The sequence below is a fragment of the Salinibacterium sp. AL4.1 genome (assembly GCF_059767305.1).
Genome location: NZ_JBSOQK010000001.1, coordinates 1375390 through 1402150, shown reverse-complemented (window position 1 = coordinate 1402150; position 26761 = coordinate 1375390). Strand labels below are relative to the sequence as shown.

28 protein-coding genes are annotated in these 26761 nt (G+C 62.8%); 14 read left to right on the top strand and 14 right to left on the bottom strand.

Annotated features, from left to right (window positions below):
• Positions 1-40 precede the first annotated feature (40 nt).
• Positions 41-1117, bottom strand: coding sequence for an alkene reductase (locus ACWTV3_RS06910; RefSeq protein WP_498477436.1), 1077 nt, complete (start codon positions 1115-1117; stop codon positions 41-43).
• A gap of 78 nt (positions 1118-1195) precedes the next feature.
• On the bottom strand, positions 1196-1684 hold the full coding sequence (locus tag ACWTV3_RS06905) for a GNAT family N-acetyltransferase (RefSeq protein ID WP_498477435.1): 489 nt from the start codon (positions 1682-1684) through the stop codon (positions 1196-1198).
• Positions 1685-1947: 263 nt separating this feature from the next.
• Here ACWTV3_RS06905 and ACWTV3_RS06900 point away from each other — a divergent pair, with 263 nt between their 5' ends.
• Together ACWTV3_RS06900 and ACWTV3_RS06895 are read left to right on the top strand one after the other, a co-directional pair.
• Positions 1948-2919, top strand: coding sequence for a GlxA family transcriptional regulator (locus ACWTV3_RS06900; RefSeq protein ID WP_498477434.1), 972 nt, complete (start codon positions 1948-1950; stop codon positions 2917-2919).
• Between the two features lie 196 nt (positions 2920-3115).
• Complete coding sequence (locus ACWTV3_RS06895) at positions 3116-4777, top strand: molybdopterin-dependent oxidoreductase (RefSeq protein WP_498477433.1); 1662 nt, start codon at positions 3116-3118, stop codon at positions 4775-4777.
• 228 nt (positions 4778-5005) lie between these two features.
• On the opposite strand, the gene ACWTV3_RS06890 is transcribed toward ACWTV3_RS06895, so the two are convergent.
• Positions 5006-5311, bottom strand: coding sequence for a hypothetical protein (locus ACWTV3_RS06890; protein ID WP_498477432.1), 306 nt, complete (start codon positions 5309-5311; stop codon positions 5006-5008).
• A 131-nt stretch (positions 5312-5442) separates the two neighbouring features.
• On the opposite strand from ACWTV3_RS06890, the gene ACWTV3_RS06885 reads away from it, so the two are divergent.
• Entirely contained in the window at positions 5443-6057 is a 615-nt protein-coding gene (locus ACWTV3_RS06885) for a DUF4166 domain-containing protein (protein ID WP_498477431.1), read from the top strand.
• A gap of 66 nt (positions 6058-6123) precedes the next feature.
• On the top strand, positions 6124-6471 hold the full coding sequence (locus ACWTV3_RS06880) for a hypothetical protein (protein WP_498477430.1): 348 nt from the start codon (positions 6124-6126) through the stop codon (positions 6469-6471).
• Here ACWTV3_RS06880 and ACWTV3_RS06875 read toward each other — a convergent pair.
• Positions 6468-7067, bottom strand: coding sequence for a response regulator transcription factor (locus ACWTV3_RS06875; RefSeq protein WP_498477948.1), 600 nt, complete (start codon positions 7065-7067; stop codon positions 6468-6470). The genes ACWTV3_RS06880 and ACWTV3_RS06875 overlap by 4 nt on opposite strands.
• Positions 7068-7156: 89 nt before the next feature.
• The gene (locus tag ACWTV3_RS06870; RefSeq protein WP_498477429.1) at positions 7157-8389 is read right to left on the bottom strand and encodes a sensor histidine kinase; all 1233 of its coding nucleotides are present in this window, start codon (positions 8387-8389) and stop codon (positions 7157-7159) included.
• A 178-nt stretch (positions 8390-8567) separates the two neighbouring features.
• On the opposite strand from ACWTV3_RS06870, the gene ACWTV3_RS06865 reads away from it, so the two are divergent.
• Complete coding sequence (locus ACWTV3_RS06865; protein ID WP_498477428.1) at positions 8568-9041, top strand: hypothetical protein; 474 nt, start codon at positions 8568-8570, stop codon at positions 9039-9041.
• A gap of 71 nt (positions 9042-9112) precedes the next feature.
• On the opposite strand, the gene ACWTV3_RS06860 is transcribed toward ACWTV3_RS06865, so the two are convergent.
• Complete coding sequence (locus ACWTV3_RS06860; RefSeq protein ID WP_498477427.1) at positions 9113-9496, bottom strand: hypothetical protein; 384 nt, start codon at positions 9494-9496, stop codon at positions 9113-9115.
• A 107-nt stretch (positions 9497-9603) separates the two neighbouring features.
• Between ACWTV3_RS06860 and ACWTV3_RS06855 the strand changes: the two genes are divergently transcribed.
• On the top strand, positions 9604-10089 hold the full coding sequence (locus tag ACWTV3_RS06855) for a GNAT family N-acetyltransferase (protein WP_498477426.1): 486 nt from the start codon (positions 9604-9606) through the stop codon (positions 10087-10089).
• Here the strand turns inward: ACWTV3_RS06855 and ACWTV3_RS06850 are convergent.
• Positions 10079-10378, bottom strand: coding sequence for a WYL domain-containing protein (locus ACWTV3_RS06850; protein ID WP_498477425.1), 300 nt, complete (start codon positions 10376-10378; stop codon positions 10079-10081). The genes ACWTV3_RS06855 and ACWTV3_RS06850 overlap by 11 nt on opposite strands.
• 101 nt (positions 10379-10479) lie before the next feature.
• Between ACWTV3_RS06850 and ACWTV3_RS06845 the strand changes: the two genes are divergently transcribed.
• The gene (locus tag ACWTV3_RS06845) at positions 10480-10821 is read left to right on the top strand and encodes a hypothetical protein (RefSeq protein WP_498477424.1); all 342 of its coding nucleotides are present in this window, start codon (positions 10480-10482) and stop codon (positions 10819-10821) included.
• Positions 10822-10961: 140 nt separating this feature from the next.
• Here the strand turns inward: ACWTV3_RS06845 and ACWTV3_RS06840 are convergent, their stop codons facing one another.
• Positions 10962-11882: a phosphoribosylaminoimidazolesuccinocarboxamide synthase gene (locus tag ACWTV3_RS06840; RefSeq protein WP_498477423.1), complete on the bottom strand. Its 921-nt coding sequence runs from the start codon at positions 11880-11882 to the stop codon at positions 10962-10964.
• Positions 11879-13129 (bottom strand): phosphoribosylamine--glycine ligase, encoded by a 1251-nt coding sequence (gene purD, locus ACWTV3_RS06835; protein WP_498477422.1) that lies wholly within the window; start codon positions 13127-13129, stop codon positions 11879-11881. The genes ACWTV3_RS06840 and purD overlap by 4 nt, the downstream gene beginning before the upstream one ends.
• A 67-nt stretch (positions 13130-13196) precedes the next feature.
• Here purD and ACWTV3_RS06830 point away from each other — a divergent pair, with 67 nt between their 5' ends.
• From ACWTV3_RS06830 to ACWTV3_RS06815, 4 genes are all read left to right on the top strand, one after another.
• Positions 13197-13568 carry a sterol carrier family protein gene (locus ACWTV3_RS06830; protein WP_498477421.1) on the top strand — a complete coding sequence of 124 codons (372 nt, stop codon included), beginning with the start codon at positions 13197-13199 and terminating at the stop codon, positions 13566-13568.
• Positions 13565-13927, top strand: a complete 363-nt coding sequence (locus ACWTV3_RS06825) for a hypothetical protein (RefSeq protein WP_498477420.1) — start codon at positions 13565-13567, stop codon at positions 13925-13927. Before ACWTV3_RS06830 ends, ACWTV3_RS06825 begins: the two co-directional genes overlap by 4 nt.
• Before the next feature lie 719 nt (positions 13928-14646).
• Positions 14647-15117 carry a hypothetical protein gene (locus ACWTV3_RS06820; RefSeq protein WP_498477419.1) on the top strand — a complete coding sequence of 157 codons (471 nt, stop codon included), beginning with the start codon at positions 14647-14649 and terminating at the stop codon, positions 15115-15117.
• A 221-nt stretch (positions 15118-15338) separates the two neighbouring features.
• On the top strand, positions 15339-15827 hold the full coding sequence (locus ACWTV3_RS06815; RefSeq protein WP_498477418.1) for a hypothetical protein: 489 nt from the start codon (positions 15339-15341) through the stop codon (positions 15825-15827).
• A gap of 59 nt (positions 15828-15886) precedes the next feature.
• Here ACWTV3_RS06815 and purF read toward each other — a convergent pair whose 3' ends face one another.
• On the bottom strand, positions 15887-17344 hold the full coding sequence (purF, locus tag ACWTV3_RS06810) for an amidophosphoribosyltransferase (RefSeq protein ID WP_498477417.1): 1458 nt from the start codon (positions 17342-17344) through the stop codon (positions 15887-15889).
• A gap of 119 nt (positions 17345-17463) precedes the next feature.
• On the opposite strand from purF, the gene purM reads away from it, so the two are divergent.
• Positions 17464-18570, top strand: a complete 1107-nt coding sequence (purM, locus tag ACWTV3_RS06805) for a phosphoribosylformylglycinamidine cyclo-ligase (RefSeq protein ID WP_498477416.1) — start codon at positions 17464-17466, stop codon at positions 18568-18570.
• Positions 18571-18577: 7 nt separating this feature from the next.
• Here purM and ACWTV3_RS06800 read toward each other — a convergent pair whose 3' ends face one another.
• Entirely contained in the window at positions 18578-19516 is a 939-nt protein-coding gene (locus ACWTV3_RS06800) for a LysR family transcriptional regulator (protein WP_498477415.1), read from the bottom strand.
• An 84-nt stretch (positions 19517-19600) separates the two neighbouring features.
• On the opposite strand from ACWTV3_RS06800, the gene ACWTV3_RS06795 reads away from it, so the two are divergent.
• Together ACWTV3_RS06795 and ACWTV3_RS06790 are read left to right on the top strand one after the other, a co-directional pair.
• Positions 19601-20536, top strand: coding sequence for an EamA family transporter (locus ACWTV3_RS06795; RefSeq protein WP_498477414.1), 936 nt, complete (start codon positions 19601-19603; stop codon positions 20534-20536).
• A 55-nt stretch (positions 20537-20591) separates the two neighbouring features.
• Positions 20592-22001, top strand: a complete 1410-nt coding sequence (locus tag ACWTV3_RS06790) for an aminotransferase class V-fold PLP-dependent enzyme (RefSeq protein ID WP_498477412.1) — start codon at positions 20592-20594, stop codon at positions 21999-22001.
• Positions 22002-22059: 58 nt separating this feature from the next.
• Here the strand turns inward: ACWTV3_RS06790 and ACWTV3_RS06785 are convergent, their stop codons facing one another.
• The 3 genes from ACWTV3_RS06785 to ACWTV3_RS06775 are packed head-to-tail and all read right to left on the bottom strand — an operon-like array spanning position 22060 to position 26735.
• Positions 22060-23202 (bottom strand): mandelate racemase/muconate lactonizing enzyme family protein, encoded by a 1143-nt coding sequence (locus ACWTV3_RS06785; RefSeq protein WP_498477411.1) that lies wholly within the window; start codon positions 23200-23202, stop codon positions 22060-22062.
• Entirely contained in the window at positions 23199-24248 is a 1050-nt protein-coding gene (locus ACWTV3_RS06780; RefSeq protein ID WP_498477410.1) for a Gfo/Idh/MocA family protein, read from the bottom strand. The genes ACWTV3_RS06785 and ACWTV3_RS06780 overlap by 4 nt, the downstream gene beginning before the upstream one ends.
• A gap of 24 nt (positions 24249-24272) precedes the next feature.
• Positions 24273-26735 (bottom strand): glucosidase family protein, encoded by a 2463-nt coding sequence (locus ACWTV3_RS06775; RefSeq protein ID WP_498477409.1) that lies wholly within the window; start codon positions 26733-26735, stop codon positions 24273-24275.
• Positions 26736-26761: the final 26 nt, after the last annotated feature.

The window sequence follows — 26761 nt, the reverse complement described above, 5'->3', positions numbered from 1 at the left end:
CGGGTCGACTTCGGTCGGCCCGGGCTTTCTTGTGCGCGCGCTAGCTTGGCTCGAAGGGCGGGTAGTCGGTGTATCCCTCGGGGCCGGCGCCGTAGAAGGTGGCGGCGTCGGGGGTGTTAAGTGGCAAGTTTTCTTGCCAGCGGTACACCAAGTCGGGGTTCGCGATGGCCGGGCGGCCCACGACGACACCCTCGGCGTGACCGTCGCGCACGAGTTCGAGCGCCTCGTCGCGAGTTGTTATCTGATGGAAGCCACTGTTAAGCAGAACCGGCCCGCCGAAGCGTGTGCGCAGCTCTTGCACGAACGCGCCGGTGGGCTCGGCGTGCAGAATGCTGAGGTACGCAAGGCCGAGCGGGGCGAGACCGTCGACGAGAGCGCCGTAGGTTGCGAGTACGTCGGCGCTGTCTGTCTCGAACGCGCCTTGGATGTTGTGTGCTGGCGAGATGCGGAGGCCCACGCGGCCGGCGCCAATCGCCTTGGCGACTGCGGTCGCAACCTCGATCACGAAACGAGCGCGGTTTTCGGGGGAGCCGCCGTACTGGCCCTCGCGCTGGTTGGAGGCGGGGGAGAGAAATTCGTGCAGCAGGTAGCCGTTGGCCGAATGCAGTTCAACGCCGTCGAATCCCGCTGCAACAGCGTTGCGCGAGGCTGTGACGAACTCGTCGATCACGCCGGCGAGCTCGCCGTCGGTGAGGGCATGGGGAACGGGGAAGGGCTGCTTGCCCTCGTAGGTGCGAGTTTCGCCCTCGATTGCGATCGCGCTGGGGGCGACCACGGTGTGTCCGCCGTTCGTGGCTTCGTGGCTCACTCGCCCGGCGTGCATGACCTGCGCGACGATCTGGCCGCCCGCCGCGTGCACTGCGTCGGTAACGTGCTGCCAGCCCGCGAGCTGCTCGGGCTCGACGAGACCGGGCTGCCCGGGGAAGCCCTGCCCGGCATGGCTCGGGTAGGTGCCCTCGGACACGATCAGCCCGAGCGAGGCGCGCTGGGCATAGTGCTCGACGACCATCGGGCCGGGAACGCCGGTTTTCCCTGAGCGGGTGCGAGTGAGCGGTGCCATCACCAAGCGGTTGGTGAGGTTTAGCTCGCCGAGGGTCGTGGGGGAAAACAAGTTCACAGCGGTTCTCTTTCTGTCGGTCGTATCGACCTCAACACCGACCGGCCCGCACTATTCCTCCCTGAGAAGATGCTCCGACTAGGGGTTCGGGCTGAGGGTTTTGCGCATCTGCTGCGTGGTGACGGTGTAGCCCGACGAGTCGTACAGCGAGACTGCGGGCGTATTGTGCCCGAACACGTTTAGTTCGAGAGCGGGCACCCCAGCATCCAATACAGCGGCTTCGACCGCAGCGAGAAGTGCGCGGCCGAAGCCCATGCCCCGGCGCTCTTCGGCCACTTGGATGTCGAACAAAAACGCCAAGTCGGGTGACCCCTGCGGGTGGTCGAGACTGACCCACGCGTGCCCGACCGTTGCGCCGTCGACATCCGTTCCCTGCAGGAACAGCATGCGCGGAGTGTTGATGCCCTGCGGCAGGCGTGAGGCATTGTCGGCGACAGCCCGCTCGACCGATCCTTCGAGCGGCCAGCGCCCGATCGCGACTTGCTCGGCAGCGAACTCTGCCGTTGTTGCGTGTTGCCACGCGTCAAACTCGCTGGTGGTCATGGCGCGGACGTTCACTGTGCTCATGGAGCAATGATCGCAGAGCGACGACGGCTGTGGTCTACGGTAGGCGGCTCCAATCGGTGGGAGTTCGGCGGCTACCTCCCTGCGGGAGTTCGCGGATGGTGCCCACAATGGCGAGGGCTGAGACGGTGGCGATAATGATTGCAATGAACATGGCACCAACGCTACGATCGTATAAATAGTGCCAACAGTGGCAGCTATGCCATCTATCGAACGAATGCTGCCAACTTTGTACATGGCGTATTAAGCGAAAAGTTGAGGTTCCCATGGAGCACGTCGCAGTCATCGTGCAGGACGGATTCACGCCATTCGAGTTCGGGCTCGCCTGCGAAGCCTTCGGGCTCGATCGCACGGATGACGGCATCCAGTCATTCGACTTTCGAGTGCTCACCGCAGACCCGGGCGCTATCCGCAGCAGCATCGGCTACACAATGAACGTCGAGAACGACCTGTCGTTCGCCGATGGGGCAGACGTGATTGTGCTCACCCCGATTCCTCGTGCCATGTGGGAAACCGTGGATGCACGAGTCTCCGCAGTGCTAGAGCGGGCAGTCGCGCGCGGAGCCTGGGTGCTGGCCATCTGTAGCGGCTCGTTCACCTTGGCGGCATCCGGATTGCTGAATGGACGCCGCGCAACAACGCACTGGATGTACGCGCAGACCTTCGCCGAGATGTATCCCCAGATCGACGTCGACCCCGACGTTCTCTACGTCCAGGATGACCGCATCATCACGAGCGCGGGAACGGCGGCGGGTATCGACGCGTGCCTGCACCTCTTTCGCCAAGAACTCGGGGCAGAAATCACGAACCGCATCGCACGCCGCATGGTGATCGCGCCGCAGCGTGATGGCGGCCAAGCGCAGTTCATCAACAAGCCCTTGCCAGTCGTAAAATCCGAATCGTTCGCCGCGGTCACCGATTGGATGCTGCAGAACCTTCGCGAGGAGTTGCCGGTCGAAGAGCTTGCTCACCGCGCGCAAATGTCGTCGCGCACGTTCGCCCGACGTTTCAAAACGGATCTCGGCACCACCCCCGCCGCCTGGCTCGGGCGGCAACGACTGCTGCACGCGCAACGGCTTCTCGAAGAGACCGAACTGGGGCTCGAGCAAGTGGCGTGGGAGAGCGGATTCGGGTCCGCTGCCGTTCTTCGCCAAAACTTCGCGCGCAAACTCGGCCTCACGCCCAGCGCATACCGCAGCCGTTTCAGCTGCAGCACGCACGAGCCCGTCTCGGCCTAGCGCAGCTGCTCGCCCGGATTCGCTGCCAATTCTTACGGTTTTGACTCATCTATGGCCTAGCCGCCGTCTACACAGGAGCCGCATCTAAGGTTGGTTATGCCCGCCGTTTCGGCGGTTCTGGAAGAGGATGTTCAAACTCCAGCCCGGCGTCCAGACCCACGGTCTCTCGTCTTACTAAGGAAGAAGCGATTCGCCTGTGACCTCCGCGACGAAGACTGCACCGCCCGCCGCCCTCAGCGTCAAACGCATCCGCAATTGGTCGGCACTTCTGGGTGTGCTCAGCGCCGCCGTCGTGCTCGCCGTTGCCGAGTTCTTCGCCGTATTCATCTCGCCCGCCAGCAGCCCAGTGCTTGCCGTCGGCTCGCTCGTGATCGACCTCGCACCGGCGTGGCTGAAAGACCTCACGATCGCGCTCTTCGGCACCAACGACAAGATCGTGCTGTTGCTTTGCGTGGGGCTCTTGGTGCTGATTCTCGCTCTGGCAATCGGACTCGTGGAGTACGCGCGGCCCAGCTGGGGCGTCATCCTGCTCGTCTTTGTCGGAGTCGTTGCCACGATCGCCGTCACGACCCGCGCCCAAGCGACCGCAAGCTGGCCAATGCCCACCGTTCTCGGAGTGGTTGCGGGCGTACTCGTGTTGCGCATCACGATGATTCGGTTGCGCCGCTGGGTAAGTTCTGCCCCGGTCGCGCCAGCCGCACCAGCCACGACGCCCGCCGGTACCGCAGCGGCCGCGCGCGCCGCTAGCGCTCAACGGTCATCCGCTACTCCTACTCGTGTGCCAGCCGCCTCTCGACGTGACTTTCTGCGCATCGTCGGCGTCGCCTCCGTTGGTGCAGTGCTCGTGGGAGTCGGCGCTCGCGTCGTCAATGCCAGCGCCACGGTTGTGGATGCCGTGCGCACTGCTCTCAAGCTGCCTGCCCCCGCGGTTGCGGCCCCGCCCATCCCGGCCGGTGCGAGTCTCGACGTGCCCGGTATCTCGTCGCTCATCACCCCGAACTCCAACTTCTATCGCATCGATACCGCCCTCGTCGTTCCCAACGTCGATGCGGATGAGTGGCGCCTGCGCATTACGGGAATGGTTGAAAACGAGATCGAGATTTCGTTCGCCGAACTGCTCGAACTTCCTCTGGTCGAGACGGCCGCGACGCTCTCGTGCGTCTCAAACGTCGTCGGCGGAGATCTCGTAGGCAACGCGATGTGGCTCGGCTACCCCATCCGGGATTTGCTCGCGAAGGCGAAGCCGCTGGCCGGCGCCGACATGGTGCTCTCGCGCAGCATCGATGGCTTCACCGCGAGCACGCCACTCGAAGCACTGCAAGACGAGAACCGCGAAAGCATTCTGGCGGTCGGGATGAACGGCGAACCGCTTCCGCAACAGCACGGCTTCCCTGTGCGGATGGTCGTCCCTGGCCTCTATGGTTACGTGTCGGCGACCAAGTGGGTCGTCGAAATGCAGGTCACGCGCTTCGCCGACGCCACCGCGTACTGGACCGATCGCGGGTGGTCTGCCGAGGGCCCCGTCAAGACGCAGTCACGCATCGATGTGCCGAGCGCGAGCGCCACGGTCGAACCGGGCACCGTCGCCGTGGCGGGTGTCGCCTGGGCTCCGCACACGGGAATCACCGGAGTCGAAGTTCGCATCGACGGCGGCGCGTGGCAGGCGGCCGAACTGGCGACCGCGATCTCCGCCGACACGTGGGTGCAGTGGGTCTACTCGTGGGAAGCCACCAGCGGCAATCACATCATCGAAGTGCGGGCCACGGATGCCGGTGGCACGACCCAGTCGGAAACTCCCGTTCCCGTCGTGCCCGACGGTGCCGAGGGTTGGCACCGTGTGGGGGTTCAAGTCTCGTAGAGCTGAGGCTAGCGGCAGTCACTAGGCGATGGCGAGTCTGCCCCGTACGACTCTAGGAACCAGTGCATGGCATGCATCAGGCGCGTGGGAACAGCGGGACGCTCGGCTTCGGGTAAGGAGTCAAGGATTGACTTGAGGTCGCTCTGCACGGCTGCGAGGTCCCAGCGGGCGACTAGTTCGCGAAACTCTTCATACGGCCCAAGACTTGGCTGGTCCGCCCCGGGGATATCACCGCGCATGGAGTCGGCCCTTATCGACTCGGTGGTTGTGCATCGAGATCATCACCCCAACGGGAAGCGCGGCCGATGCAGGCAACGCGACAACCCAATAGCTGTCCGGCGAGGCGAGAGCGATCGCGCTCAGCATGAGGCAAGCCATGCCGATACTACGGAGCGCTAGCGAGCCGCGCGGAATGGCGTTGGGCTTGCTCCAGTACGGAATTCGGCTAGTTTGGTTCGCTCGAATAAGCATCACCATCGATCCCACGAACATCCCGCTACCGAGAATAGCTAGTGTCCAGCCCACGATGCTCATGGGACCAAGACCAACACAGCCGAAGCCAAAAAACAAGGCGCACTCAGTTTTGCGCGGTGTGAGCGGTGGAAGACGCGTGCTTTACGCGCCGCCGGGGGCGTAGTGCCATAACGCCGTGTCATGATGAGCGGGTGACCGAACCTCACCCGATCGAAGCAGCGATCCCGTCTCGGTCGGTCTACCGCCGCGTGCTCGGTGCCGAATTCGACAAGCTCGCGCCTGAGCTTCGCCCCTACTTCGACGGCGGCCAGCGCGTCGGCGTCGGCAGCGGAGTGTTCGGCGTAGCGGGGTCGCCGCTGCGCATCCTGAAACCGGTGCTCGTGTTCATGGCCTGGCAGCGCATCCTTTTTCCGGAATATGCCCGTGATGTGCCCTTCGACGTCGTCAATACTCCAACTGCGGATGGCGGTTTGGGTGCGGTGCGCACCTTCCATTTCCCGGGTCGCGATCGCGCACTGCAGGACGAGATGCGCGTCGTCGACGGTCGCCTGCACGACTTCCTTGGTCGGCGAGGCGGCCTCGAAGTGCGCCTGGCACTTACCGTCACTGATGGTCGCATGCAGCTGCGGTCCGATCGCCAGTGGCTACATCTGGCGGGCCTGCGGGTCCGAATCCCCGCTCTCGCCAAGGTCACGGTCGACGAATCGTGGGCCAACGGACGCCAGCACGTGGATGTTCGGCTCCACACTCCGCTGCTGGGCGACTGGTTTCGCTACGCCGGGCACTTCACCTACGACTACAACTAGCTCTGCCGTGTGGTTCCCTCGCCGGGGCCGTTTGCAACGACGCATTTCAGGCGCACTATGGGACGCATGAACGCACAACGCGAGTTGCTCCGTATCGACGTCGAAGACGTCGAGATCTCGAAACTGGCGAGATTGCTTACCTCGTACACAACAGGAGTGTTCAACCGAACGCTGCGCTTTGTCGGCAAGGTAGATGGCGACACTCGCTACGAAAGCGGAACCTTCTCGTCGAATCACATGTTCGCCCCGATGAACCCGGAGGAAGCGTACGCGCCGCGCATGGCGGAGAATCTGGCAAAGCTCCGCGAAGAGATCGAAGCGGATGGCTGGGTCCTGACCGAACAAGGGGCCCAATCGTGGGCGCTCACTTTCGCTCGGCCCGAAAACACTTCTGTAAGCGAAGCTGCGCGCTAAATCCACCCCTGCTGCCACGCCTTGTCGGCGGCGTCGTGCCGCGAGCGAGCGTCGAGCTTCGTCATCGCGGAGGACAGGTAGTTGCGCACGGTTCCCGGCGCGAGGTGCAGAGCGTCAGCGATTTCCTGCACGCTCATCGTGGAGCGGCTGAACCGCAGCGCGTCGAGCTCGCGGTCGGTGAGAGGGCAGCGGTCGGCGGTGAGAGCCGTCGCCGCAATTTCGGGATCAATGTAGCGTTTGCCGGCCACGACATCCCGAATCACGGTGGCCAAATCTTCGGCGGGAGTCGACTTGGGGACGAAGCCCGAAACGCGGGCGGCGAGAGCGCGGCGCAGCACCCCGGGGCGGGCATGGCGGGTCACAATGACGACCTTCGTTGCGACGGTCGAGAGGATGCGCGTGGCCGCCTCGATGCCATCGGCCTGGGGCATTTCGAGGTCAAGCAGGCAGACATCCGGTTGCAGCTCGAGCGCTTGTTCGGCCGCGGTGACACCGTTGTCGACGCTCGCGACGACCTCGATGTCGGCTTCCAGGTTGAGCAGCGCACTCAAGGCCCCGCGAATGAGGTGTTCGTCGTCAGCGATGAGAAGGCGGATGACGCGGGGTGCTTCGCTGGCGGCACTCGCGTCCGCTACGCCAACCCCACTCGCACTCGCCGCACTGGCCCCGCTCACGCCAGTCCCGCTCACGCTGTCACCCGCGACCGCGCCGGAATCCGCACGCTCAACTCGAAGCGATCTCCGCTGTCATCAACCTCAGTGGCGAGCTCACCCCCGAGGGCAGCGACTCGGCTGTGGAGCCCGACAAGCCCGCTACCGGGAGTCTCTCCCGCCGAGGCCGAGCTTCGCAGCTCGTTATTGCTGATCACGAGAGTGCTTTCGGTGTCGCTGCTAGTGAGTCGAATCGACACGTGGCTGGCCTCGCTGTGGCGCAAGATGTTCGTGGTCGCTTCGCGCACGGCGAGCCCCAAGGCGCGCCGCACGTCGGCATCGTCCGGCATCCGGCCAATCACCAGATCGCACTGGGCGCCTGCGGCCGCGAGCACTTCGCGCGCATTCTCGAGCTCGTTGTCCAGCTCGACTTCGCGATAGCCGGCCACGAGGGAGCGGGTCTCTTCGAGGGCTTGTTTGGCGATCATCCGAGTTTCGTGAATATGTTCGCGGGCTGCTGCGGGGTCGATGGCCAGCATCCGCTCGGCCAGCTCAGATTTGAGGGCGATCACTTGCAGGTGGTGCCCCTGAATATCGTGCAGGTCAGAGGCGAAACGCAGTCGTTCCTCGGTGACAGCGAGTTCGGCGGCGCTCGAACGAAGGCGGTCGAGGGTGACGACGATGTCCCACCACCACAAACCCGTGAGCACCATCACCGGCAAGAGCAGGCCGTAGAAGAGCACGAGCCAGAAATCGCCAGTCACCCCGGCACTGACGGGGTTGCCGAAAACGGTGGTCGAGAGCACGGGATGGGCAATCGAGAGGGCAAGCCCACCGCCCAACACACTCCAGAGGTGGCGTCGCGGCAGGAGCGGTGCGATAACGCAGACGGCCATCCACAGGGGAAGCGCCGCCAAGAATCCGATCTCGGGCCTAAGCAGCCCGAGTACCCACACGGCGACGGCGGGCGCAAGAAGAGCTATGAGCCACACGCTGTTCGGGATGCCGCGCCCGCGCTCCGTGCGAAGAAACCAGCATCCGCGAACCTGGGCTGCAGCCGCTGCCACCGCCAGCGCAATGAGGGCCGCGTCAATCGGGGAGCGTGAGGCGGCGAACGCCACGAGCATGTTGAGAATCACGATCGCGTTCAGCACGATGTAGAAGAACACGATCGAGCCGAGCGTGTAATTCCAGGTGACGCGTACTCCGCGAACACCGCGAGCATGTTCGCCGTCGCGGGGTGTCACGGGCGTGGTGGATTCGAGCATGGCCTCCAGCGTAGAGCAGTGACATTTGTCACGGTCGCGGAGGCGAAAATGCACCGGATGCTGTGACGCCGCGGCACTGCCCAGCGCGGTCGGCCGCGGCGAGGATTGATTCATCGCCGGCACTCCCGGCCACCGTCAAGTCCGACGATTCACGTCATCCCTTCACGAAAGGCACACCATGTACGACACCCTCAGCTCCTTCACCGCTGGACTCCCCGAACTGCTGCAGTGGGTAGGCGTGATTCTGATCGCCGCGATTCCGTATGTGGAATCGTATGGCGGCTCGGTGATCGGAATCGTCACCGGCATTAACCCGGTGGTCGCGATCATCGCCGCGATCATCGGCAACGTGATCTCGATGCTGATCTTCGTGTTCGTAGCCCACCGGGTTCGTGCCAAGGTTGCAGCGGGCCGCGAGCCCAAGCCTGAGACGCCCCGTCGCCAGAAACTGCACCAACGTTTTGATCGCTACGGAGTTGCCGGAGTCAGCCTGCTCGGCCAAACCCTCCTGCCCAGCCAGATCACTTCGGCCGCGATGGTGTCATTCGGCGCTTCGCGCAACGCCGTCATCGTCTGGCAGATCATCTCGATCACCATCTGGGGCGTGCTGTTCGGTGTGCTCGCCACCTTCGGGGTCACTGCCCTGCGCTAAGTCGGATGCTCGGTAGGGCAGGGCGTCTTCCCGCCGAAGTTGCGTACTACGTCAGTGCGTAGCTTCGGCGGCTAGGCCTGTTCGCGGCCTTGATGCGGCTTCTTAGCTCGGTTACTGAGAATCGCACCGCCCGCAATCACTCCGCCGCCGACCCACGTGAGCGCGATGCCGAAGATCGCGGGAATCGTCCCTTGATCGAGAAAGACGATAACGGGCTCTTCGGAAGCGCTGTAGGGCGAGTACTCGCAGTTGAAGCCCAGGGGGAACAACGAGAACGATGCAACGATGCGGTATTCGCCGGCTCCGCTCAAATCGTCAGGTCGAGAAGTGTGGTCGGCGCAATTCCTCCATTGCCCCTCGTAATTGTTCGCGCCAAGGTTCAGCAGCACGCCGCCCAACACCATCATGCCGAGGGCGATGAGCACAAAGCCTTCGACCCACGTAGCCCGCTTCATGATCCCCCAACCTTTGAGCGGCAAGCGGCCGGCTCGTAGCTGAAGACTACTTCACAAACTGCGGATAGCTCACGAGTTGGGAACTCAACCAGCCTTAGGATTGGCGCATGGCGACTCGCTTGCTCACCGCATCTGATCGACCCCTTCTCCGGCAGGCAACGTTGGCCAACATGAATTGGTGCGGGCCTCGTTTCACCTTCGACGATCTCGATCAGTCCAAGGAACTCGCACACTACTATTCCGGTTTCCCTCGTGGCGACGACGTCGGGATGCTGGACGAAGCCGCCGGAGACGTCCGCGCAGTAGCGTGGCTGGTCTTCTTTCCGGCAGAGCACCCCGGCTACGGATTCGTTGAAGACGCGATCCCTGAACTGAGCATCACAACGTTCGACGGCTTCCGCGGTCAAGGAATCGGTGAACGCTTACTGCGGGGAGTAATCGCGGCGGCGGCCGAGCGAGGAATGCCCGGCATCAGTCTGAGCGTCGAGGACGGAAACCGCGCCCGTTCGCTGTACTCGCGGCTCGGCTTTCAGCCGGTGGCTCGCTCCGGAGACTCCGACACCATGCTGTTGAGGCTCTCGTCTACGCCGTAAGCTGCTCAATCCCTCCAAGATGCTGTGTGAGCTCGGCCGCTGGAGCGCGGATTGCGAGCGTCCCTTCGTGAAGAGGGGGTGTTGAGCCAAGTGAGCGTGCGACGAAGTTCGTTGCATGTCTACCGGGGATCTTGCGTGGCATGAAGCGCCTGCCGGTGAGGCCCGGCGCCCGGAGTCCGTCAAGCCGGAAGGTTCGCCAATCGTCGCGACTCTGGTCCCACGCAAGAAAGTACCAGCGGTGCCCCGAGGTGACGAGTTGGTGAGGTTGGACAATCCGTTCGCTGCTCACACCGTCTCCTCGGTGCGTCGCGCAACGCCGTGATCCTCTGGCGAATCATCTCGATACGGCCGACCTGAGAGCCTGTCGTGTTGCAACGATAGGCTCGACAGGTGCCTTCCGAGATCGAGACATGGACCGAATTGCTTCGTGAGATCTTCACCGATGAGATGCGCCATCGGTGGGGGTGGGGAAAGAAGCTTCGACCCGCACCGGGCACGACCATCGCCGCGCTAACGGGTCGTGAGAGCGCCTCTATCAACACTGACGGTCTCGATATCCCTTACTTTTGCGGTCGGATTACCGTGAACTTTGACGATCAAGAAGTTAGCTGCCACGCCTTCGACCAGAAGACACCCGCAGATGAGTACTGGACTCTATCGCCCGACCGTCATTGGTGGATGCGGGCTCAGCAGTGCGAATGGCCGTTGCGTCCAACCCCAGCTGAGCAGTGATGAAGTTGTCGCTGATCGGCGCGCAACTTTAGCTTGGTAGACGGTGCGAGGGGATCCGAAACTGTCGTGAAGCGCCTAGAAGTGCGGGGGCGCCTCTCGCATGCGGACGCCGCAGAGGCAGTTTGCTGAGTCGGCGTGAGCTAAGCCGTAAGCCGCTCAATCAGCTCGCGATACCGCGCCGCAGTCTGCTCCACGATGTCGGCGGGAAGCTCGGGCGGAACGCCCTGCTTGTCCCAGTTCCCCGAGAGCCAGTTGCGCACGATCTGCTTGTCGAAGCTTGCGAGGCGACCGGGGCCACCGGCGGCGTAGAGTTCGGCATCCCAGTAGCGGCTTGAGTCGCTCGTCAGAACTTCGTCGGCCAGCACAAGAGCGCCGGTCTCCGGGTCGGCGCCGAATTCGAACTTGGTATCAGCGAGAATCACTCCACGAGTTTCTGCAATGGCGGAGGCCCGAGCGAAGATGTCGAGCGAAGAATCCCGAAGCGCAGTCGCAACCTCAGCACCGACGAGCTCGACGGTGCGCTCAAAGCTGATGTTCTCATCGTGCTCACCCATCGGCGCTTTCCACGCCGGGGTGTAGATCGGTTCGGGCAGGCGGTCGCCATCGGTCAAACCAGCAGGCAGCGCAATGCCGCACACGCTCTGCGACTCCTGATACTCCAGCCAACCGCTGCCCGACAGGTAGCCGCGAACGACACACTCCACGGGGTACATCTCCAAGCGCTTCACGATCATCGATCGGTCAGCGAGCTCTGCGGGCGCTTCGACACCAGAGGCATCCACCAAATGATTGGGCACGTCAGGCAGCTGCTCAAACCACCACTTGCTCAGTTGCGTGAGCAGCGCGCCTTTGCTCGGGATGCCCGGCTCCAGCACATGGTCAAACGCACTCACCCGATCACTGGCGACCATGAGCACAAGCTGTGGCTCGTCGGCGCGCACATACAGGTCGCGGACTTTGCCGGAATACGTCAGCGTCCAGGCGCTCGCCGCAGCATCAGCCGAAGCAGCGCCAACGTCGCCAGCACCAGCATCCGCAGCACCGTTCACAGCGTCACTCACTGGGCGACGCGCAACGCGATGTCGGTGCGGAAGTGTGCACCTTCGAGGTGAATGTGGCCGAGCGCTTCGTAGGCACGCTCGCGGGCGACCGCAAACGTGGCTCCGGTCGCGACGACGCTCAGCACGCGTCCGCCGGTGGCCACATACTCGTCACCCTTTTTGGCGGTGGCGGCGTGGGCGATGGTGACTCCGGGAACGGCAAGTGCCGCATCCAACCCAGAAATCGGGCGACCGATCTTGGGGTTCTCGGGGTAGCCCTCGCTGGCGAGAACCACCGTGACGGTCACGTCATCGGTGAAGACAGGAGTCGCGTGGTCGGGCAGGCCGCCAGTCGCTGCCGCGTAGAGCAGCGAGCTCAACGGAGTGACGAGGCGGGGGAGTACAACCTGCGTCTCGGGGTCACCGAAGCGAGCGTTGAACTCAATAACGCGGATGCCGTCCTTCGTGACGATGAGGCCACAGTAGAGGAGGCCGATAAACGGTGTCTGCTCGTCGGCGAGCTGGCGGATCGTGGGGATTGCGATGGTGTCGATGACTTCTTGAACGAAGTTCTCGGGCAGCCAGTTGAGCGGGGAGTAGGCGCCCATTCCGCCGGTGTTGGGGCCGTTGTCGCCGTCGTAAGCGAGCTTGTAGTCCTGGGCGGGCGAGAGTGGAACAACATTGTGCCCGTCGCTGAGCAAGAAGAGGGAGACTTCTTCCCCGGCGAGGTACTCCTCGATGAGAACGCTGCCCTGACCGAGCCAGAACGTTGCGTGGTCAACGGCGGCGTTGCGGTCACCCGTCACGAGAACGCCCTTGCCAGCAGCGAGACCATCGGCCTTCACTACGTAGGGGGCGCCGAACTCGTCGAGAGCCTCGATAGCTTCGTCTAGGGAACCAGCCCGGTGGGCGCGACCGGTGGGAACGTTGGCGGCATCCATGATGCGCTTGGCAAAAGTCTTGCTGCCTTCAAGAGCGGCGGCAGCCTTGCCCGGGCCGAACACGGCAATGCCGCGGCGGCGTAGATCGTCGGCGACACCGGCCACGAGAGGAGCCTCGGGCCCGATAACAACCAACTCAATGTTGTTGTCGAGCGCATACTCGGTGACAACGTCACCACGCGTGGGATCGAGCGCCACCGTCTCAACCACCGAAGCGATGCCGGCATTGCCGGGCGCAGCGGTGATTTCGTGCGCCTCTTCCTCGCTGAGGAGAGACGTAACGATGGCGTGCTCGCGGGCACCGGAACCTAGAACAAGAATTCGCACAACGACAGCCTAACCAAGCCCACAGCCTCAGTTGTTAGCGCACAGCCCAACTTGCTAGCGTTCAGGCATGGCAAAGCTGAAAATAGCCCCCATTGCAGGCGAGGCAAGCATCCGATTGGTGCGCGACGGTCGGGCAGACCGCGACGCTATCGCCACTGCTGTGCGCTACCTCCTGCAGGTGCTCGCCAACACCGCGGAGGGCAACTCAGTTGAAGTTCGAGTGCCACCGCACGGCGCCGTTCAAGCTATCGAAGGCCCTAACCACACGCGCGGCACCCCGCCCAATGTTGTTGAGATGGATGCCGAGACCTGGATTGCGCTCGCCACGGGAACACGTCAGTGGGCCGAGGCCCTCGACTCCGGCGACATCAGCGCCTCGGGGTCGCGTGCCGACCTCAGCGAATACCTCCCAGTTGTGTGGGAGAGAATAGCTCCGTGAGTATTTCGCCAGAACACGAGCCCACGGCATCCGCCCCGCAGCAGCCTGCGCTGAAGACCACGGTCGAATCGACGGGCGTGAGCATTCGCCGTGCGCCCAAGTACGGCGCGTTCATGATTGTCGGTGGCGGGCTCGGTGCGATCGCGACGTTCATTCTCACGATGTCGTTCCCCGTTGATCCGTCAGTCGGATTCGGTGCCCTCTTCGGCTACTTCAGCCTCTTTGGTATTCCTGCCGGTGTCGCAGTCGGTGCTCTCGTTGCGCTCATCGCTGACCGCTCATCGCGCCGTCGCGCCAAGTCGGGCACAGCCGAGCACGAGATCTCGGAACCCGAAGCGTACGAGGGCACGCTCGAATAGCGAGCGCTTTGCTGGTTGTCACTAAATCGAGGGACTTTTAACAAAGAGACTCGATCTGCTGCTTTGAATGGCATACTCCACTCTATGAAGCGCACGAGGACGGCTGCGGCGGGGAAGCGCGCGGTGGCCGCAGGAACGATACTCCTCGTCGCGGTCTCACTCAGCGGCTGTTATTTTTTCAACCCGAATTGGAAGCAGGATCGTCAAGATTACCTAGACGCGACAGTAGCCGATTTTGACGCTGCGACCGTTGCTGAAGTTATCTGCGAGGGCGCGGGTGGTGAGCCAACTCCAAAGAATGGGTACACGCACTACTTCGTCTTTGTGGGAGAAGAGATCCCCGCAACGGTCGGCGCCCGACTCGAAATGCTGGAGTACACCGGGTTCACTCGGCCAAATTCTCTTAGTTACAGAAACGCTGGCGGTATCGGAGTTACTGGGTACGCATTGGACGATAGCGATGTCGCCGGTCGAATAGGAGTACGGCTTGCAGAAGACGAGTGCGAATTCCCGAGCACGGGTGCGATGTGGGTCCAGTTTCGAGAGACAGGTACGACAGAATATTCAGACTAGGCCGCCCCGCTCGCGGGCAGGGCTAAACGCTCTTGCTCAGGGGCTACGAAACTCCCCGCTGGCGTTGTGTCAATCCGCTGAAAGCAATGCGAGGATTATTTGGCAAATGGCTTCGATTGAACCCGTGAAATGGCATACTCCACTTTATGAAGCGCACGAGAATCTCAGCCGCAGGCAAGCACGCAGTTGCCGTAGGAATGGTTCTGCTCGTCGCTGGTTCGCTCAGCGGCTGCTTCTTGTTGGACCCAAATTGGAAGCAAGAGCGCCAAGATAACCTCGACGGAGCGGTAGCCGAATTTGAGGCAATTACCGTTGCTGAAGTTATTTGCGAAGGGGCCGGTGGCGAGCCCACTCCGAAGAACGGGTACACCCACTACTTCGTCTTTGTGGGAGCCGATATTCCCGCAGCGGTCGGCGCCCGACTCGAAATGCTGGAGTACACCGGGTTCACTCGGCCAGATTCTCTGAGCTACACACGGCCCGATGGAATTGAGGCCGTTGGGTATGTGATGGACGACAGTGATGAAGCCGGCCGAATTGAAGTGTGGCTGGCGGAAGACGGTTGCGAGTTCCCGAGTACCGATGCGATGTGGGTGCAATTTCAAGAGTCGCCCTAGGTGGAAGGCGCTCACCGACAGGTGTTTCGCAAGAACATGCCAATACTTTCGAGTGTTCCTAGTGCGGCTAGCCCGACTGCCTACGCTCGAGCCATTCGAGCCATTCGAGCCATTCGAGGTAGTTGGTCGTGTTGTTGCCTGAGAAACACCAGTCGTCGCTAAGCCGAGGATTTTTTAAAGAACGGACTCAATTCGTTCTTTCGACTGCGATACTTTTCTGCATGACACAGGCGAGTATGAACACGATGGGCAAGCGCGCGCTTGCTGCGGGCACGATACTGCTGCTCGCCAGTTCGCTCAGCGGCTGCTTTTTGTTGGACCCGGACTGGAAGCAAGATCGTCTGGACAACCTCAACGGTGCTGTGGCTGATTTTGAGGCAGCGACCGTTGGTGAAGCGATTTGCGAAGGGGCTGGTGGTGAGCCCACACCAAAGAACGGTTACACCCACTATTTCGTCTTCGTCGGAGATGATGCTCTGGCTGCGGTAGGCACACAACTCGAACTGCTGGGGTACACCGGCTCCACTCGGCCCGATTCTCTCAACTACAGGCGCGCGGGCGGAATCGGAGTCACTGGACATGTCATGGACGACAGCGATGAAGCTGGCCGAATTGAAGTGTGGTTGGCAGAAGACGGCTGCGACTTCCCGAGCACCGGTGCGACGTGGGTGCAGTTTCAAGAGGCGCCCACGGAGACCGACACCGACTAACGTGCCGTTCGATTTGTCACGGCCAACGCTCTCCTACAGCGGTTAGCGCCGCAGCCGCGCTAGCTCAGCTGCGTCTGCTCGAGCCAGTCGAGGTAATCGGGCGTGATGTTGCCCGAGACGTAGTCGCCCGTGAAGCAGCTCATTTCGAGCGCAGGCACGTTCGAGCCATCGGTGATGGCAGCCTGCATGTCTTCGACCTCTTGGTAGATGAGGGCGTCGGCGCCGAGTTCCATGGCAATTTCGGGGATCTTGCGACCGTGACCGATGAGCTCGGCACGGCTCGGCATGTTGATGCCATACACGTGCGGGTAGCGTACGGGCGGCGCCGCTGAAGTGAAGGTGACCTTGTTGGCGCCAGCTTCGCGCGCCATCTGAACGATCTCTTTCGAGGTCGTTCCGCGCACGATCGAGTCATCCACGATCAGAATGTTCTTGCCCTTGAATTCGGTACCCATCGCGTTCAGCTTCTGCTTCACGCTCTTCTTACGCTCGGCTTGGCCGGGCATGATGAAGGTGCGGCCCACGTAGCGGTTCTTGTAGAAACCTTCGCGGTATTCGACGCCGAGTTTCTGCGCGACCTGCATCGCGGCGGGGCGTGAGGAGTCAGGGATCGGCATGACCACGTCGATGTCACCCATGGGCGTGTACTTCGAAATGGTGTCGGCGAGCTTGTCACCCAAACGCAGGCGAGCTTCGTAAACCGAGATGCCGTTCATGATCGAGTCCGGGCGAGCCAGGTACACGTATTCAAACGAGCACGGAATCAGCACCGGTGCCTTGGCGCACTGCTTGGAGAACATTTCACCATCGGGCGTAATGAAGATCGCCTCGCCGGGCTCAACATCCCGCACCAATTCGTAACCGGCGCTTTCAAGCACGAGAGATTCGGATGCCACGATCCACTCGTTGCCGACCAGGCCAGTCTGGCGGCGGCCCAGCACGAGCGGGCGGATGCCGTAGGGATCGCGGAAGGCGAGCAAGCCGTGACCGGCAATCAGCGCGATCGCGGCGTAGGAGCCCTCAACGCGGTCGTGCACGCGGGAGATAGCGGTGAAGACCTGCTCGGGGTCGAGGTCGAGACCCGAGACCTGCTCTTGAAGTTCGTTGGCCAAGACGTTGACGAGAAGTTCGGTGTCGCTCGTGGTGTTGAGGTGACGGCGGTCGATGCGGAACAGTTCGTCGGTGAGCTGCTGCGTGTTCGTGAGGTTGCCGTTGTGAACAAGGATGATGCCGTAGGGCGCGTTCACATAGAACGGCTGCGCTTCGTTCTCATTGAAGGCATTGCCCTTGGTGGCGTAACGCACGTGGCCGAGGCCCGAGGTGCCGACGAGGTTGCGCATGTCGCGAGTGCGGTACGCCTCGCGAACCTGGCCGTTGGCCTTCTGCAGGTGCAGAGTGCTGCCGTCAGACGTGGCGATACCCGTGGAGTCCTGACCGCGGTGCTGCAGAAGCAGCAGGGCGTCATAAACCTGCTGGTTGACGGGCTGAGAAGAGACGATACCGACAATGCCGCACATGCTTTCGCGTGGCTCCCTGAGGTCGTAGAGCGCGTACCCGGTGTGAGTACGGTCTAGCTTCTCACATCCGGCCGTTCTGCTGCTGCGTGCGGCAACGCGCAGACCGGTACGCTGGAGCCGTGACCGAGAACTCTTCCTCCAGCTATGCCGCAGCCGGTGTTGACACCGCCGCTGGTGACCGTGCCGTCGAACTCATGAAGGCGGCCGTCAGCGCCACTCATGGGCCCAACGTGGTCGGAGGGTTCGGCGGCTTCGCTGGCCTCTATGACGCCTCGTTCCTCAAGGACTACACGCACCCGCTCATGGCGACATCGACGGATGGCGTGGGCACGAAGGTTGCGATCGCTCAGGCGCTCGACAAGCACGACACCATCGGCCAAGATCTCGTCGGCATGGTTGTCGACGACATCATCGTCGTGGGCGCCAAGCCCCTCTTCATGACCGACTACATCGCGTGCGGCAAGGTCGTTCCCTCACGTATCGCCGACATTGTTGCCGGTATTGCTCGTGGATGCTCGGCTACCGGCACTGCGCTGGTCGGCGGCGAAACGGCAGAACACCCCGGTCTTCTCGGTCCCGACGATTACGACGTTGCTGGTGCAGCAACCGGCGTGGTTGAAGCCGGATCTCAGCTCGGCCCGCACCTCGTGGCCGATGGTGATGTTGTCATCGCGATGGAGTCCTCGGGCATCCACTCGAACGGTTTCTCGCTCGTTCGCCACATTCTGGCTAACAACAAGGTCGGCTACAGCGACCACCTCAACGAACTCGGCGGAGTCGTCGGCGAAGTGCTCCTCGAGCCGACCCGCCTCTACACGATGCCGCTGCTGAACCTGCTCGACGCTCAGCCCGGCGCAGTGCACTCGCTCAGTCACGTCACCGGTGGTGGCATCGCCGCCAACCTTGCGCGCGTGCTGCCGGTCGGCTCGTGGGTCGAAGTTGAGCGCTCCACTTGGTCACCGCCCACCGTATTCCGTGTGCTCTCGGATCTGGCTGGTTCCAGCCTCGAAAGTGCCGAAGGAACCTGGAACCTCGGGATCGGCATGATCGCGATTGTGGCCGCGGATGCTGCCGACGCGACCATCGCCGCGCTCACGGCCGACGGCATCCCCTCGTGGGAAGTCGGTCGTGTTTCGATGGCCGCTCGTGATCTCTCTGGCTTCGAACAGGGTGCCAAGGGTGTGAACGGTGGCGCCGTTCGTCTGAGCGGTTCGTTCGCCAGCTAATTGCTGGCTACAGCACCGCGGCTGATGACTCGGCTGCGGCCGGCTGCGACCCTGCCGCGGATGCCGTGAATAGCGCCCGGATGGCACGCACTGCTGGCGCTTCTGTCATGGTCGCGCGCCAAATAAGGGTGATGGGGCGCGTGGGCACGGGCTCTCTCAGGGCGACAGCCACGACGCTGGCCGGAAGCTGCCCGCGACCGAGGCGCGGCACGAGAGCAACCGCGGCGCCCGCTTCAACGAGCGCCACTTGAGAGGCGAACTCGAGGCACCGAAAGTCGATGCGCGGCGGGTTCGGGTCCCCGCGAAACATATGGCAGAACCACTCGTAGCAAATGGTTCCGTCTGGGGTGCATGCCCAGATGCGGTCGCGCACGTCGTCGGGCGTGACGAAGGCGCTTTGCGCGAGCGGATCATCCTCGTGAACCAACACGTCGGCGACATCGCGAAAGAGTTCTTCGCTGCACAGGCTGGGTGGCAGCGACATTCCCACGCCCTCCCAGTGGTGCACGAGGGCGAGGTCGAGGGTGCCGGCGGCAACGTAGGCGGCAGCATCCCACGGCTCAAGTTCGGTGATCGTCACGCGCAATTCGGGGTAGTCGGTCGTGACTTGCCGGAGCAAGTCGGGGATCACTCCGCGCACGGCCGTAGAGAAGGCGCCCAGTTTCAAGGTGCCGGCCGGGCGGGCGCCCGCGTCATGCAGTCGTGAACGAAGCTCTTCCACGCGTTCGCGCAGCATCCCGCCTTCGTCGACAACGCGGCGGCCCGCAGCGGTCAGCACCACGCCGCGGCCTTCTCGATCGAGCAGTCGAGTGCCCAGATCGCGTTCAAGCCGCTTGATCTGTTGCGAGACCGCGGAGGGCGTAAAGCCGAGATCGTTGGCGGCGGCGTGAACCGTGCCTGTTCGTGAAATCGCGATGAGAGCGTCGATGGCAGCCAGATCGATCATGCAGCCATTATGTATCCAATGCACTGAATAACATACAAAACTGTGCGCTGGTGCTTCCGGATGGAAGCGGTGAGACTACAGAACATGCCACTTCGTTCCGCTCTCGCCGCTGTTCTCGTCGCCGTTATCTGGGGACTTAACTTCGTCATCATTGACCTCGGGCTTGAAGGAATGCCTCCGGCGCTCTTCGTTGCCCTTCGCTTCGCCGCCGTCGTGGTGCCCGCGATCTTCTTTGTGCCGCGGCCGACCGCACGGTTTCGCGACGTGCTCCTCATCGGGCTCTTCATGAGCGTGGGCCAGTTCGGGCTGCTTTACACGGCGCTCGCGATCGGGATGCCGGCAGGGCTCGCCTCGCTCGTGCTGCAAGCGCAGGTTGTCTTCACCGTGATCTTCGCGGCGCTCGCCCTCCGCGAGATGCCCACGCGGCACCAGCTCTTCGGAGTGGTGATCGGTGCCGTCGGTCTCGTGGTGGTGGGCATCGGGCGTGGGGTCGACACCCCAGCACTCGCCTTCATCGTCACGCTTGCCGCCGCGGGATCCTGGGCGCTGGGTAACGTTGTCGCTCGCCGCATCGGACGCGCCAGCACGTCATCCGCACCGCTCGCAGGGCTTTCCCTCACCGTGTGGTCGGGCCTCGTAGTACCGATTCCGATGGTGTTGCTCGCCCTCGTTCTCGACGGACCGGATACTGTCGGCTTCGCTCTGACGCACCTCACCATTCCGCAACTGCTGTCGACGGCATACACCGCGTGGTTTGCGAGCCTGGTGGGCTATGGCATCTGGAACACGCTGCTGGCCCGCCACGCGGCATCCGCAGTGGTGCCCTTCACAATGCTCGTGCCGGTCGTGGGGATGCTGACGGCCTGGTTAATCTTGGCCGAGATTCCGACCCTGGCCGAAGCGGGCGGAGGAGCGCTGCTGCTTCTGGGCGTGGCGGTCACTACGGGAATCCTTCGGCGCAGTCGCCGGCGCACCCTCGTCTCATCGCAGGAAACGACCCCTACTCCGACAGTCTTTTGACTGAGACCGGGTGCCACGAACGCGAATGGTGGTGCCGTGCGCTTGAATGGGCGCTATGGCAACTAAGCAGCCCGATAACTCGGTTGACGTCGACAGCGACGTGCAATCAGCAGAACCCGAAGATGTGTCCGCTGTGGGGGACGAGCAGCAGGTCGACGGCACGAGCGATGATGCCGCGCCGGATCTCGACAACCGCGGCGACAGTGACGGCGACGCGATCACTGTGAATGACGCGGACACCACCGAACCCGACGTCGAAGGAGCGCAGCGCCCCGAACCCCTTCTGGCGCGAGACGGGTCACCCGCCGCCGCGCTCTGGAGCCTCAACTCGCGCTGGCGTCACATCAACCACGGCTCCTACGGCGCCGTTCCGGTCTTCGCCCAGCTGCGTCGCCTCGCCTACTTGCAAGAAACTGAAGCCGCACCGCAGCGCTGGTTCGGCGCTGCAGCAGAACGTGTGGCGCAGGCCCGCGCCGACCTTGCCGATTTCATCGGAGTGGATGCCGACCGCTTCGCCTTCGTGCCGAATGCCAGCGCTGGCATGACGGCAACCATTCGCGCGCTGCAGCTCACGCCCGGCGACGAAGTTGTCATCACCGACCACGCGTACGGCGCCGTCGCCTTCTCGGCCAAGCGTGAAGCCCGCCAACGCGGAGCCAAAGTGCGCACCGTGCCGATCGACCTCGACGCAACCCCCGAGAAGATCGTCACCGTACTCGGCAAGGCGCTCGCCAAAAAGCCGGCCGGGCTCATCATCGACGCGTCGAGCTCGTCAACGGCGCGCGAGTTTCCCATCGCCGAACTCGCCACGCTCGCTGCCAAGCATGGTGTGCCTCTTCTTGTGGATGCGGCGCACGCGCCCGGCGTGCAGCACCGGCCCGCTGAGGGCGTCGCAGCATCCGCCTGGGTCGGAAACCTGCACAAGTTCGCCTGCGGTTTTCGCGGAACAGCCGTGCTCGTCGCCGAGAAGAAGTTCGCGAAAGAGCTGTACCCGGTGATCGACTCGTGGGGAATAGACGAGCCCTTCCCCGCGCGCTTCGACCAGCAGGGCACGGTGGACTACACGCCCTACCTCGCCACCGTGGATGCCATCACCGGCCTTGAAGATCGCATCGGTTGGGATGCCATCCGCAGCTATATCGAGTCACTACTCGACTACTCCACCGATGTTGTCGCGGATGCTCTCGACGCTGCATCAGGCGAGGAATCCCGGGTGGATGTCGCAGCCCCCGCCCCCGGAATGCGCCTCCTGCGCTTGCCCGGCACTCTCGCGGCAACGGGCCCGGAGGCTCAAGCTCTGCGTCAGCGCATCACCGACGAACTCGGTTTCGAAACCCAGATCACCAACTGGCGCGACACCGGCTACCTGCGTCTTGCCGCTCACGCCTACAACACAGCCGAGGATTACGAGCGGTTTGCCGAAGACGTCGTGCCCACGTTGGTGGGGTGGAGTCGCGAGAGCTAGCGAGTATCGTCGGCCCCGCAGTAATTTCACGCGCCCCACGCCCGGTCACGAGCAGCAGTCAGAGCCCTGAAGCTTCGCTTGCCGCGCGCACGCGCTCGCCGTCCACGGCAATTCCTAGCCCGGGTTCGGTGAGCGCGACGAGTCGACCAACGCTCGAATGGAGTTCGGGCGCTCCCACAAGGTCGTACAGCTCGTTGCGTGCGGGAGCGAGTTCGAACTCAGCACAGGCGTCACTTGCCAGTGAAAGAGCGAGCGACGAGGCGTACACCAGAGGGCCGGCGAAGGCGTGCGCGTTCGCTTTGACTCCGGCGGCGCTGCAGAGTTCCGCTGCGGCGCGGAAACCGCTCACGCCTTCGACTCGTCCAGGATCCATGCCTACGACATCCACGGTGCCCGTGTTCAGAATCTCTGCGACGCCGGTTACGTTCCACTCGCGCTCGCCGTAAGCAATGAGAACTCCGCGTGCGTTGTCGTGAAGCTCGCGGTACCCGTGCGGGTTACGGGCGCCCAACGGTTCTTCGAGCCAGGCAAGCCCGAGAGGCGCGAGCGCATCGATGCGGGCTTGAGCCTGCTCAATGCTCCAACCCAACCGCGGCGCGACGTCGATCATGATCTGAATGTCATCGCCTACTGCAGCGCGTAAAGCGGCCATAAAAGCGGTATCGCGATCCACGTCGACCCCTAAGCGTGAAGCGCCTGCTTTGCCAAAGGCGATCTTGATGCCGGAGGCTCCGCGACGTTCCACCCACTCCGCCATTTCTTGAGTCATCTCGCCGAGGTCTTCTACCGAAGCGTGGCACGTGATGATCGGCTCGAGGCTTGAACGAGGCGCGGCGCCCAGCAGCTCCGCAAGGTTTCGCCCTTCGCGATGGCCGATGAGATCCCAGAGCGCCATATCGATTGCAGAAACCGCAAAGTTGGCGATTCCAGCACCGCCATGCCACCAAGCGTGAGCGGCCATCGTTGTGCTCGCCGCTTCCGGGGTTGCCGTGGTGCCCGCGAGTGCCTGAGCAAAACCACGCACCAGAACAGCGGTTGCGCTTGAGGCATCAGGCATGATGGTCGCCGCCTCGCCCCAACCGACGGTTCCTGCAGCATCCTCAACGCGAACGAAGCAGCTGTAGCGCGTGCTGCCGTGATCATTCGCTTCGCGGTACGGCACAGGGTAGGCGTCAACTCGGACGATGCTCGGAATAGTCATCGGGCTACATTCCCTTCGTGTGATGCGCTGCGGTAAACAAGCTCCAACGCCTCCGCAGTGAGCGCACCGAGGGAGCCCGGTGCCGGGTTATCGCCCCGACCCAGCGCAATTTCGATCAGCGCGTGGGCGGGTCCTTCCGCTTGGTAAGCGCCATCACCGGGCGCCAAATTGAGGCGGTGTTCGCCACTGTCCGGGCGATACACCCACACTTCTTCCCGCAGCACATCGACCATTGCTTGGCCTTCGCTTCCGACTGCGCGCACGTGTAGATCGTGCTTATTGTTCCACGCACCCTCGTGAGCTGAAGCGCCCGAGAGTACCCCAATCGCGCCGCTTTCAAAGTTCAGTACCGCAGCATCGTGCAGTTCGACGGGAGTGGTCTTGGCCCCAAACATCTGAGCGGATGCTGCGACAACGCGATCAGGGAAAAGCGCGAGCGTTAGCCCCAAGGCATGGCTGAGCTGCGCCTGTCCATAGCCGCCGCCGGAGATCAGCGGGTCGGTCCACGTCGCTGCCTGCGGAGCGGAACCCTCTGCCGAATCAGGGTAGGCGCCCGTGCCGCTCAAAAGATCACGAGTCGTCGACGACATGTGCACAGTGACGTGCTCAAGCGTGCCGATACCGACTCGATTGATGAGGTCGTGAGCGTCACGGATCATCTTCATGTAGTTCCAGCCGAAGGCGATCAAAAGCTCTCGATCGTTTTCCCGAGCAATCTCTACAAGATCCCATGCTTCAGCAGAAGCAATTGTCATAGGTTTCTCGCACAGCACGTGCGCCCCCGACCGCAATGCGGCGGAGGTGTGCTCGTGGTGCCATGACGATGGGGATGCCACGATCACCGCGTCCACCCCCGGGGCCAGTACGTCGCGATAGTCGGCTGAGGCGAACTCGAAACCGAAGGTGTCGCGGATGCGCTCTGCGGCGTCCAGGTTCGACCGGCAAACGCCAACCAATTCCACATCGTCGCGTGAAGCAAGCGCGGGTAAATGGGCGGCAACTGCCCATGAACCAGCGCCAATAACGGAAACTCGGATTTTCTTCATTGAATGCCTCTGGATATCCGCTGGTTAGTTGGTTACGCGATAGCGGCTCAACGCCGATGCGAGCACGCTAAACCCTTCGACCAATTGGCCTTCATAGCCACTGGGCGTGCCATCTTTCATTCTCCAGTCAAGTCCAGACCCGAGCCCACCAAACGAGGTGTCATCCGCAATTGTGGTCGCGAGTTCTTCGAGCACTTGCGCTGACTTTTCTGTGAGGCCGACGCGGTCTAAGGCATCCACGATCACTCGCGTTCCGTGATGAGAGTATCCACCTTGCTGATAGCTACCCATCGGGAGTCCGAATACGACGCCACCGATGTCGTATTCGGGGATGCGCCAGATATTGAGAGGGATGCCGTTACGGAAGTCTGTGAGCTCGATCGAGTCCCACGCTCTCACGAGCGATTCCATCACGCCTCGGGCGGCGTCGAGCGGCAGCAGTTCCGTCATGCACGCCATTCCATTGGGCTGTGAGAAGCCGTAATCGTGAAGAGTGCCATCCTTCGACCGCCACCCCGCGATGATGCCGGTCTCGGGATTGTAGAAGGTGTCGAAGTAGTTCTTCTGGAGCGCGCTGCGGCTCTCGGAAATGCGCGTGGCGAGCTCTGACTCACCATGGGCTTCGAGCACGGGAATCCAGAGGCTCCAGGTTTCAAATGCCACGGCGTTGGCCCAGGCGTCCTTCCAACCGAACGAGAGAACATCGGCCCAGCAGGTACTCCACTGGTGGTCGCCGCTGTTTCCGATGCGCAGCGTGGACTCAATGAGACCGTCGCCGTCGACATCCCGCGCCAGCATTTCTTCAAGCTCGCGGATGAGAACAGTGCGGTTGTGAACGAACCATGTGCCAGATTCGTCCCAAGCGGCGTAGCGCGCTGCAGCGCCTAAGGTGTTTCCGCTCATGTGCACGTATTCGTCATCGAGCCGGTGAGGGCCGTGAGATGTCGTGCCGCTGCCGTAGCTGGGGGCACCGTCGAGCCAGCGTTGCAGGGAACGGCCGACCCACTCCATGGCGGGCAGATCTGGGGTCTCATCGAGCTGCTCGGCGATCACGGAGACGTCCGCGAGGGAAGTCGTGCAGTGCATCGAGGCGCCGTTGTTCGAGTACGTCGCGGTATCGCCGCGGAACGGGAGGGCAGTGAGGGTGTGGCGGTCGAGCATCCGGCGAATCGCCCCTGGGGTATCGTCGCGCAGCGTGGCGAGCGATGGGGTTTCGACCACGAGTTCGATGTCAGCAGTGTGGTGGCCGGCGGGCAAGATGTAGTCGCCGAATTCGGTGGCGATCTCGCCCACCTTGAGTTCCAGAGTGTTGGTGTCGAGGGGGCGCACGGAGTCACTGCGCCACTGAGCGCTTTCGCTCGCGGTGATGTTGAGGGTTCCATGCCGTGGGAAGTGCCAGGCAACGGGCCCGTCGAGGATGCCCGTTTCGCCGCGGAAGGTCAGGGGTCCGAGGGCGCACGACGGTGTGACACGGTTATTCGTGGCGACGTGCCATGCCGAGCTGGTCCACGCGCGACGTTCGATGTCACTGTGACGTTCGACATGCATCCGGAGGCGATCGGCTTCGACCGTAAATTCGAGAACGTAGCGTTGCGAGGCCGCTTCACTGACGAACTCGTAGCGAACCGTAGAGCCCCGGACAGTCGTGGTTCCGACGTAGTCAGTGTGGAGGAACCCGAGCGGCATCAAGCCGGTCATCGAGGTGAAGCGAGGGCCTTGCGCAAGGTACTCGGCGTTTTGATCGCGAAGAACCGGGTAGACCCCCGAGGGGTAGACGCCGCTGCGCACGATATCCATGGAGCGTGGCATTTGCAGCAAATTGAAGTGCGTGTTTCCGTCGCCATCAGCGTCGAGGGCGAGGTAAGACCAGGCAGGGGAGGTGAGTCGGAATCCCACTTGCAAGTGATCGCTTGTGAATCGAACTTCGGTCTGGGTTGCCCGTGCGGTCACCCCAGTCGACTGGCCCTCAAGATCGAGATCCTCGACGGTGAGGCTGCCTTCGTTATCTGGCTCCCACTCGTTGTCGGTTCGCCCCTCGAGCACCATGCCGGTGGAGGCGAGATTCCAGCCTGGCCACCATTCGTCGGTGGCAGCGCGTCGCACTTGCGCAACGAGGGAACTCGCTTCGAGGCCTCCGAGGTCGAGGCTGGCGCCGCGGGATAGCACCTCCTCGGCGGTGGAACGCAAGTGGCCTACTTCGCGCCACTCGTTTTCGCCCTCGGCGGTGAAGACCACTACGTCAAGCGCGGCGTCGATTTCTTGCCCGCTGGCGCACTTGTGGTAACCCGGAGCTTGAGCCACCGAGAGCCGACTGAAGGTGGCAGGTTTGTTCGTAAAAATGGCCCGTTGGTGAATGATTCGCTGGTCAGGAGCGCCCTCTTCATGCTCGGCCGGGGCGCTCCATAATGAGCGCGTGTGGAGCCGCATCGGGGCAGCTTGTTCCATCTCCCACGACGGTGTGGCGAGAGGATGCGAGAAGAGGTTCATAAAAACCGGTAACCTTTCCAGAAACG

Coding starts and splice junctions, on each gene's coding strand:
- ACWTV3_RS06815 (WP_498477418.1), top strand. CDS start 15,339: ATGACACAGGCGAGTATGAACACGATGGGCAAGCGCGCGCTTGCTGCG.
- ACWTV3_RS06780 (WP_498477410.1), bottom strand. CDS start 24,248: ATGAAGAAAATCCGAGTTTCCGTTATTGGCGCTGGTTCATGGGCAGTT.
- ACWTV3_RS06775 (WP_498477409.1), bottom strand. CDS start 26,735: ATGAACCTCTTCTCGCATCCTCTCGCCACACCGTCGTGGGAGATGGAA.
- ACWTV3_RS06795 (WP_498477414.1), top strand. CDS start 19,601: ATGCCACTTCGTTCCGCTCTCGCCGCTGTTCTCGTCGCCGTTATCTGG.
- ACWTV3_RS06820 (WP_498477419.1), top strand. CDS start 14,647: ATGAAGCGCACGAGAATCTCAGCCGCAGGCAAGCACGCAGTTGCCGTA.
- ACWTV3_RS06800 (WP_498477415.1), bottom strand. CDS start 19,516: ATGATCGATCTGGCTGCCATCGACGCTCTCATCGCGATTTCACGAACA.
- ACWTV3_RS06905 (WP_498477435.1), bottom strand. CDS start 1,684: ATGAGCACAGTGAACGTCCGCGCCATGACCACCAGCGAGTTTGACGCG.
- purF (WP_498477417.1), bottom strand. CDS start 17,344: ATGTGCGGCATTGTCGGTATCGTCTCTTCTCAGCCCGTCAACCAGCAG.
- ACWTV3_RS06900 (WP_498477434.1), top strand. CDS start 1,948: ATGGAGCACGTCGCAGTCATCGTGCAGGACGGATTCACGCCATTCGAG.
- ACWTV3_RS06880 (WP_498477430.1), top strand. CDS start 6,124: ATGAACGCACAACGCGAGTTGCTCCGTATCGACGTCGAAGACGTCGAG.
- ACWTV3_RS06860 (WP_498477427.1), bottom strand. CDS start 9,496: ATGAAGCGGGCTACGTGGGTCGAAGGCTTTGTGCTCATCGCCCTCGGC.
- ACWTV3_RS06785 (WP_498477411.1), bottom strand. CDS start 23,202: ATGACTATTCCGAGCATCGTCCGAGTTGACGCCTACCCTGTGCCGTAC.
- ACWTV3_RS06870 (WP_498477429.1), bottom strand. CDS start 8,389: ATGCTCGAATCCACCACGCCCGTGACACCCCGCGACGGCGAACATGCT.
- ACWTV3_RS06855 (WP_498477426.1), top strand. CDS start 9,604: ATGGCGACTCGCTTGCTCACCGCATCTGATCGACCCCTTCTCCGGCAG.
- ACWTV3_RS06830 (WP_498477421.1), top strand. CDS start 13,197: ATGGCAAAGCTGAAAATAGCCCCCATTGCAGGCGAGGCAAGCATCCGA.
- ACWTV3_RS06890 (WP_498477432.1), bottom strand. CDS start 5,311: ATGAGCATCGTGGGCTGGACACTAGCTATTCTCGGTAGCGGGATGTTC.
- ACWTV3_RS06790 (WP_498477412.1), top strand. CDS start 20,592: ATGGCAACTAAGCAGCCCGATAACTCGGTTGACGTCGACAGCGACGTG.
- ACWTV3_RS06865 (WP_498477428.1), top strand. CDS start 8,568: ATGTACGACACCCTCAGCTCCTTCACCGCTGGACTCCCCGAACTGCTG.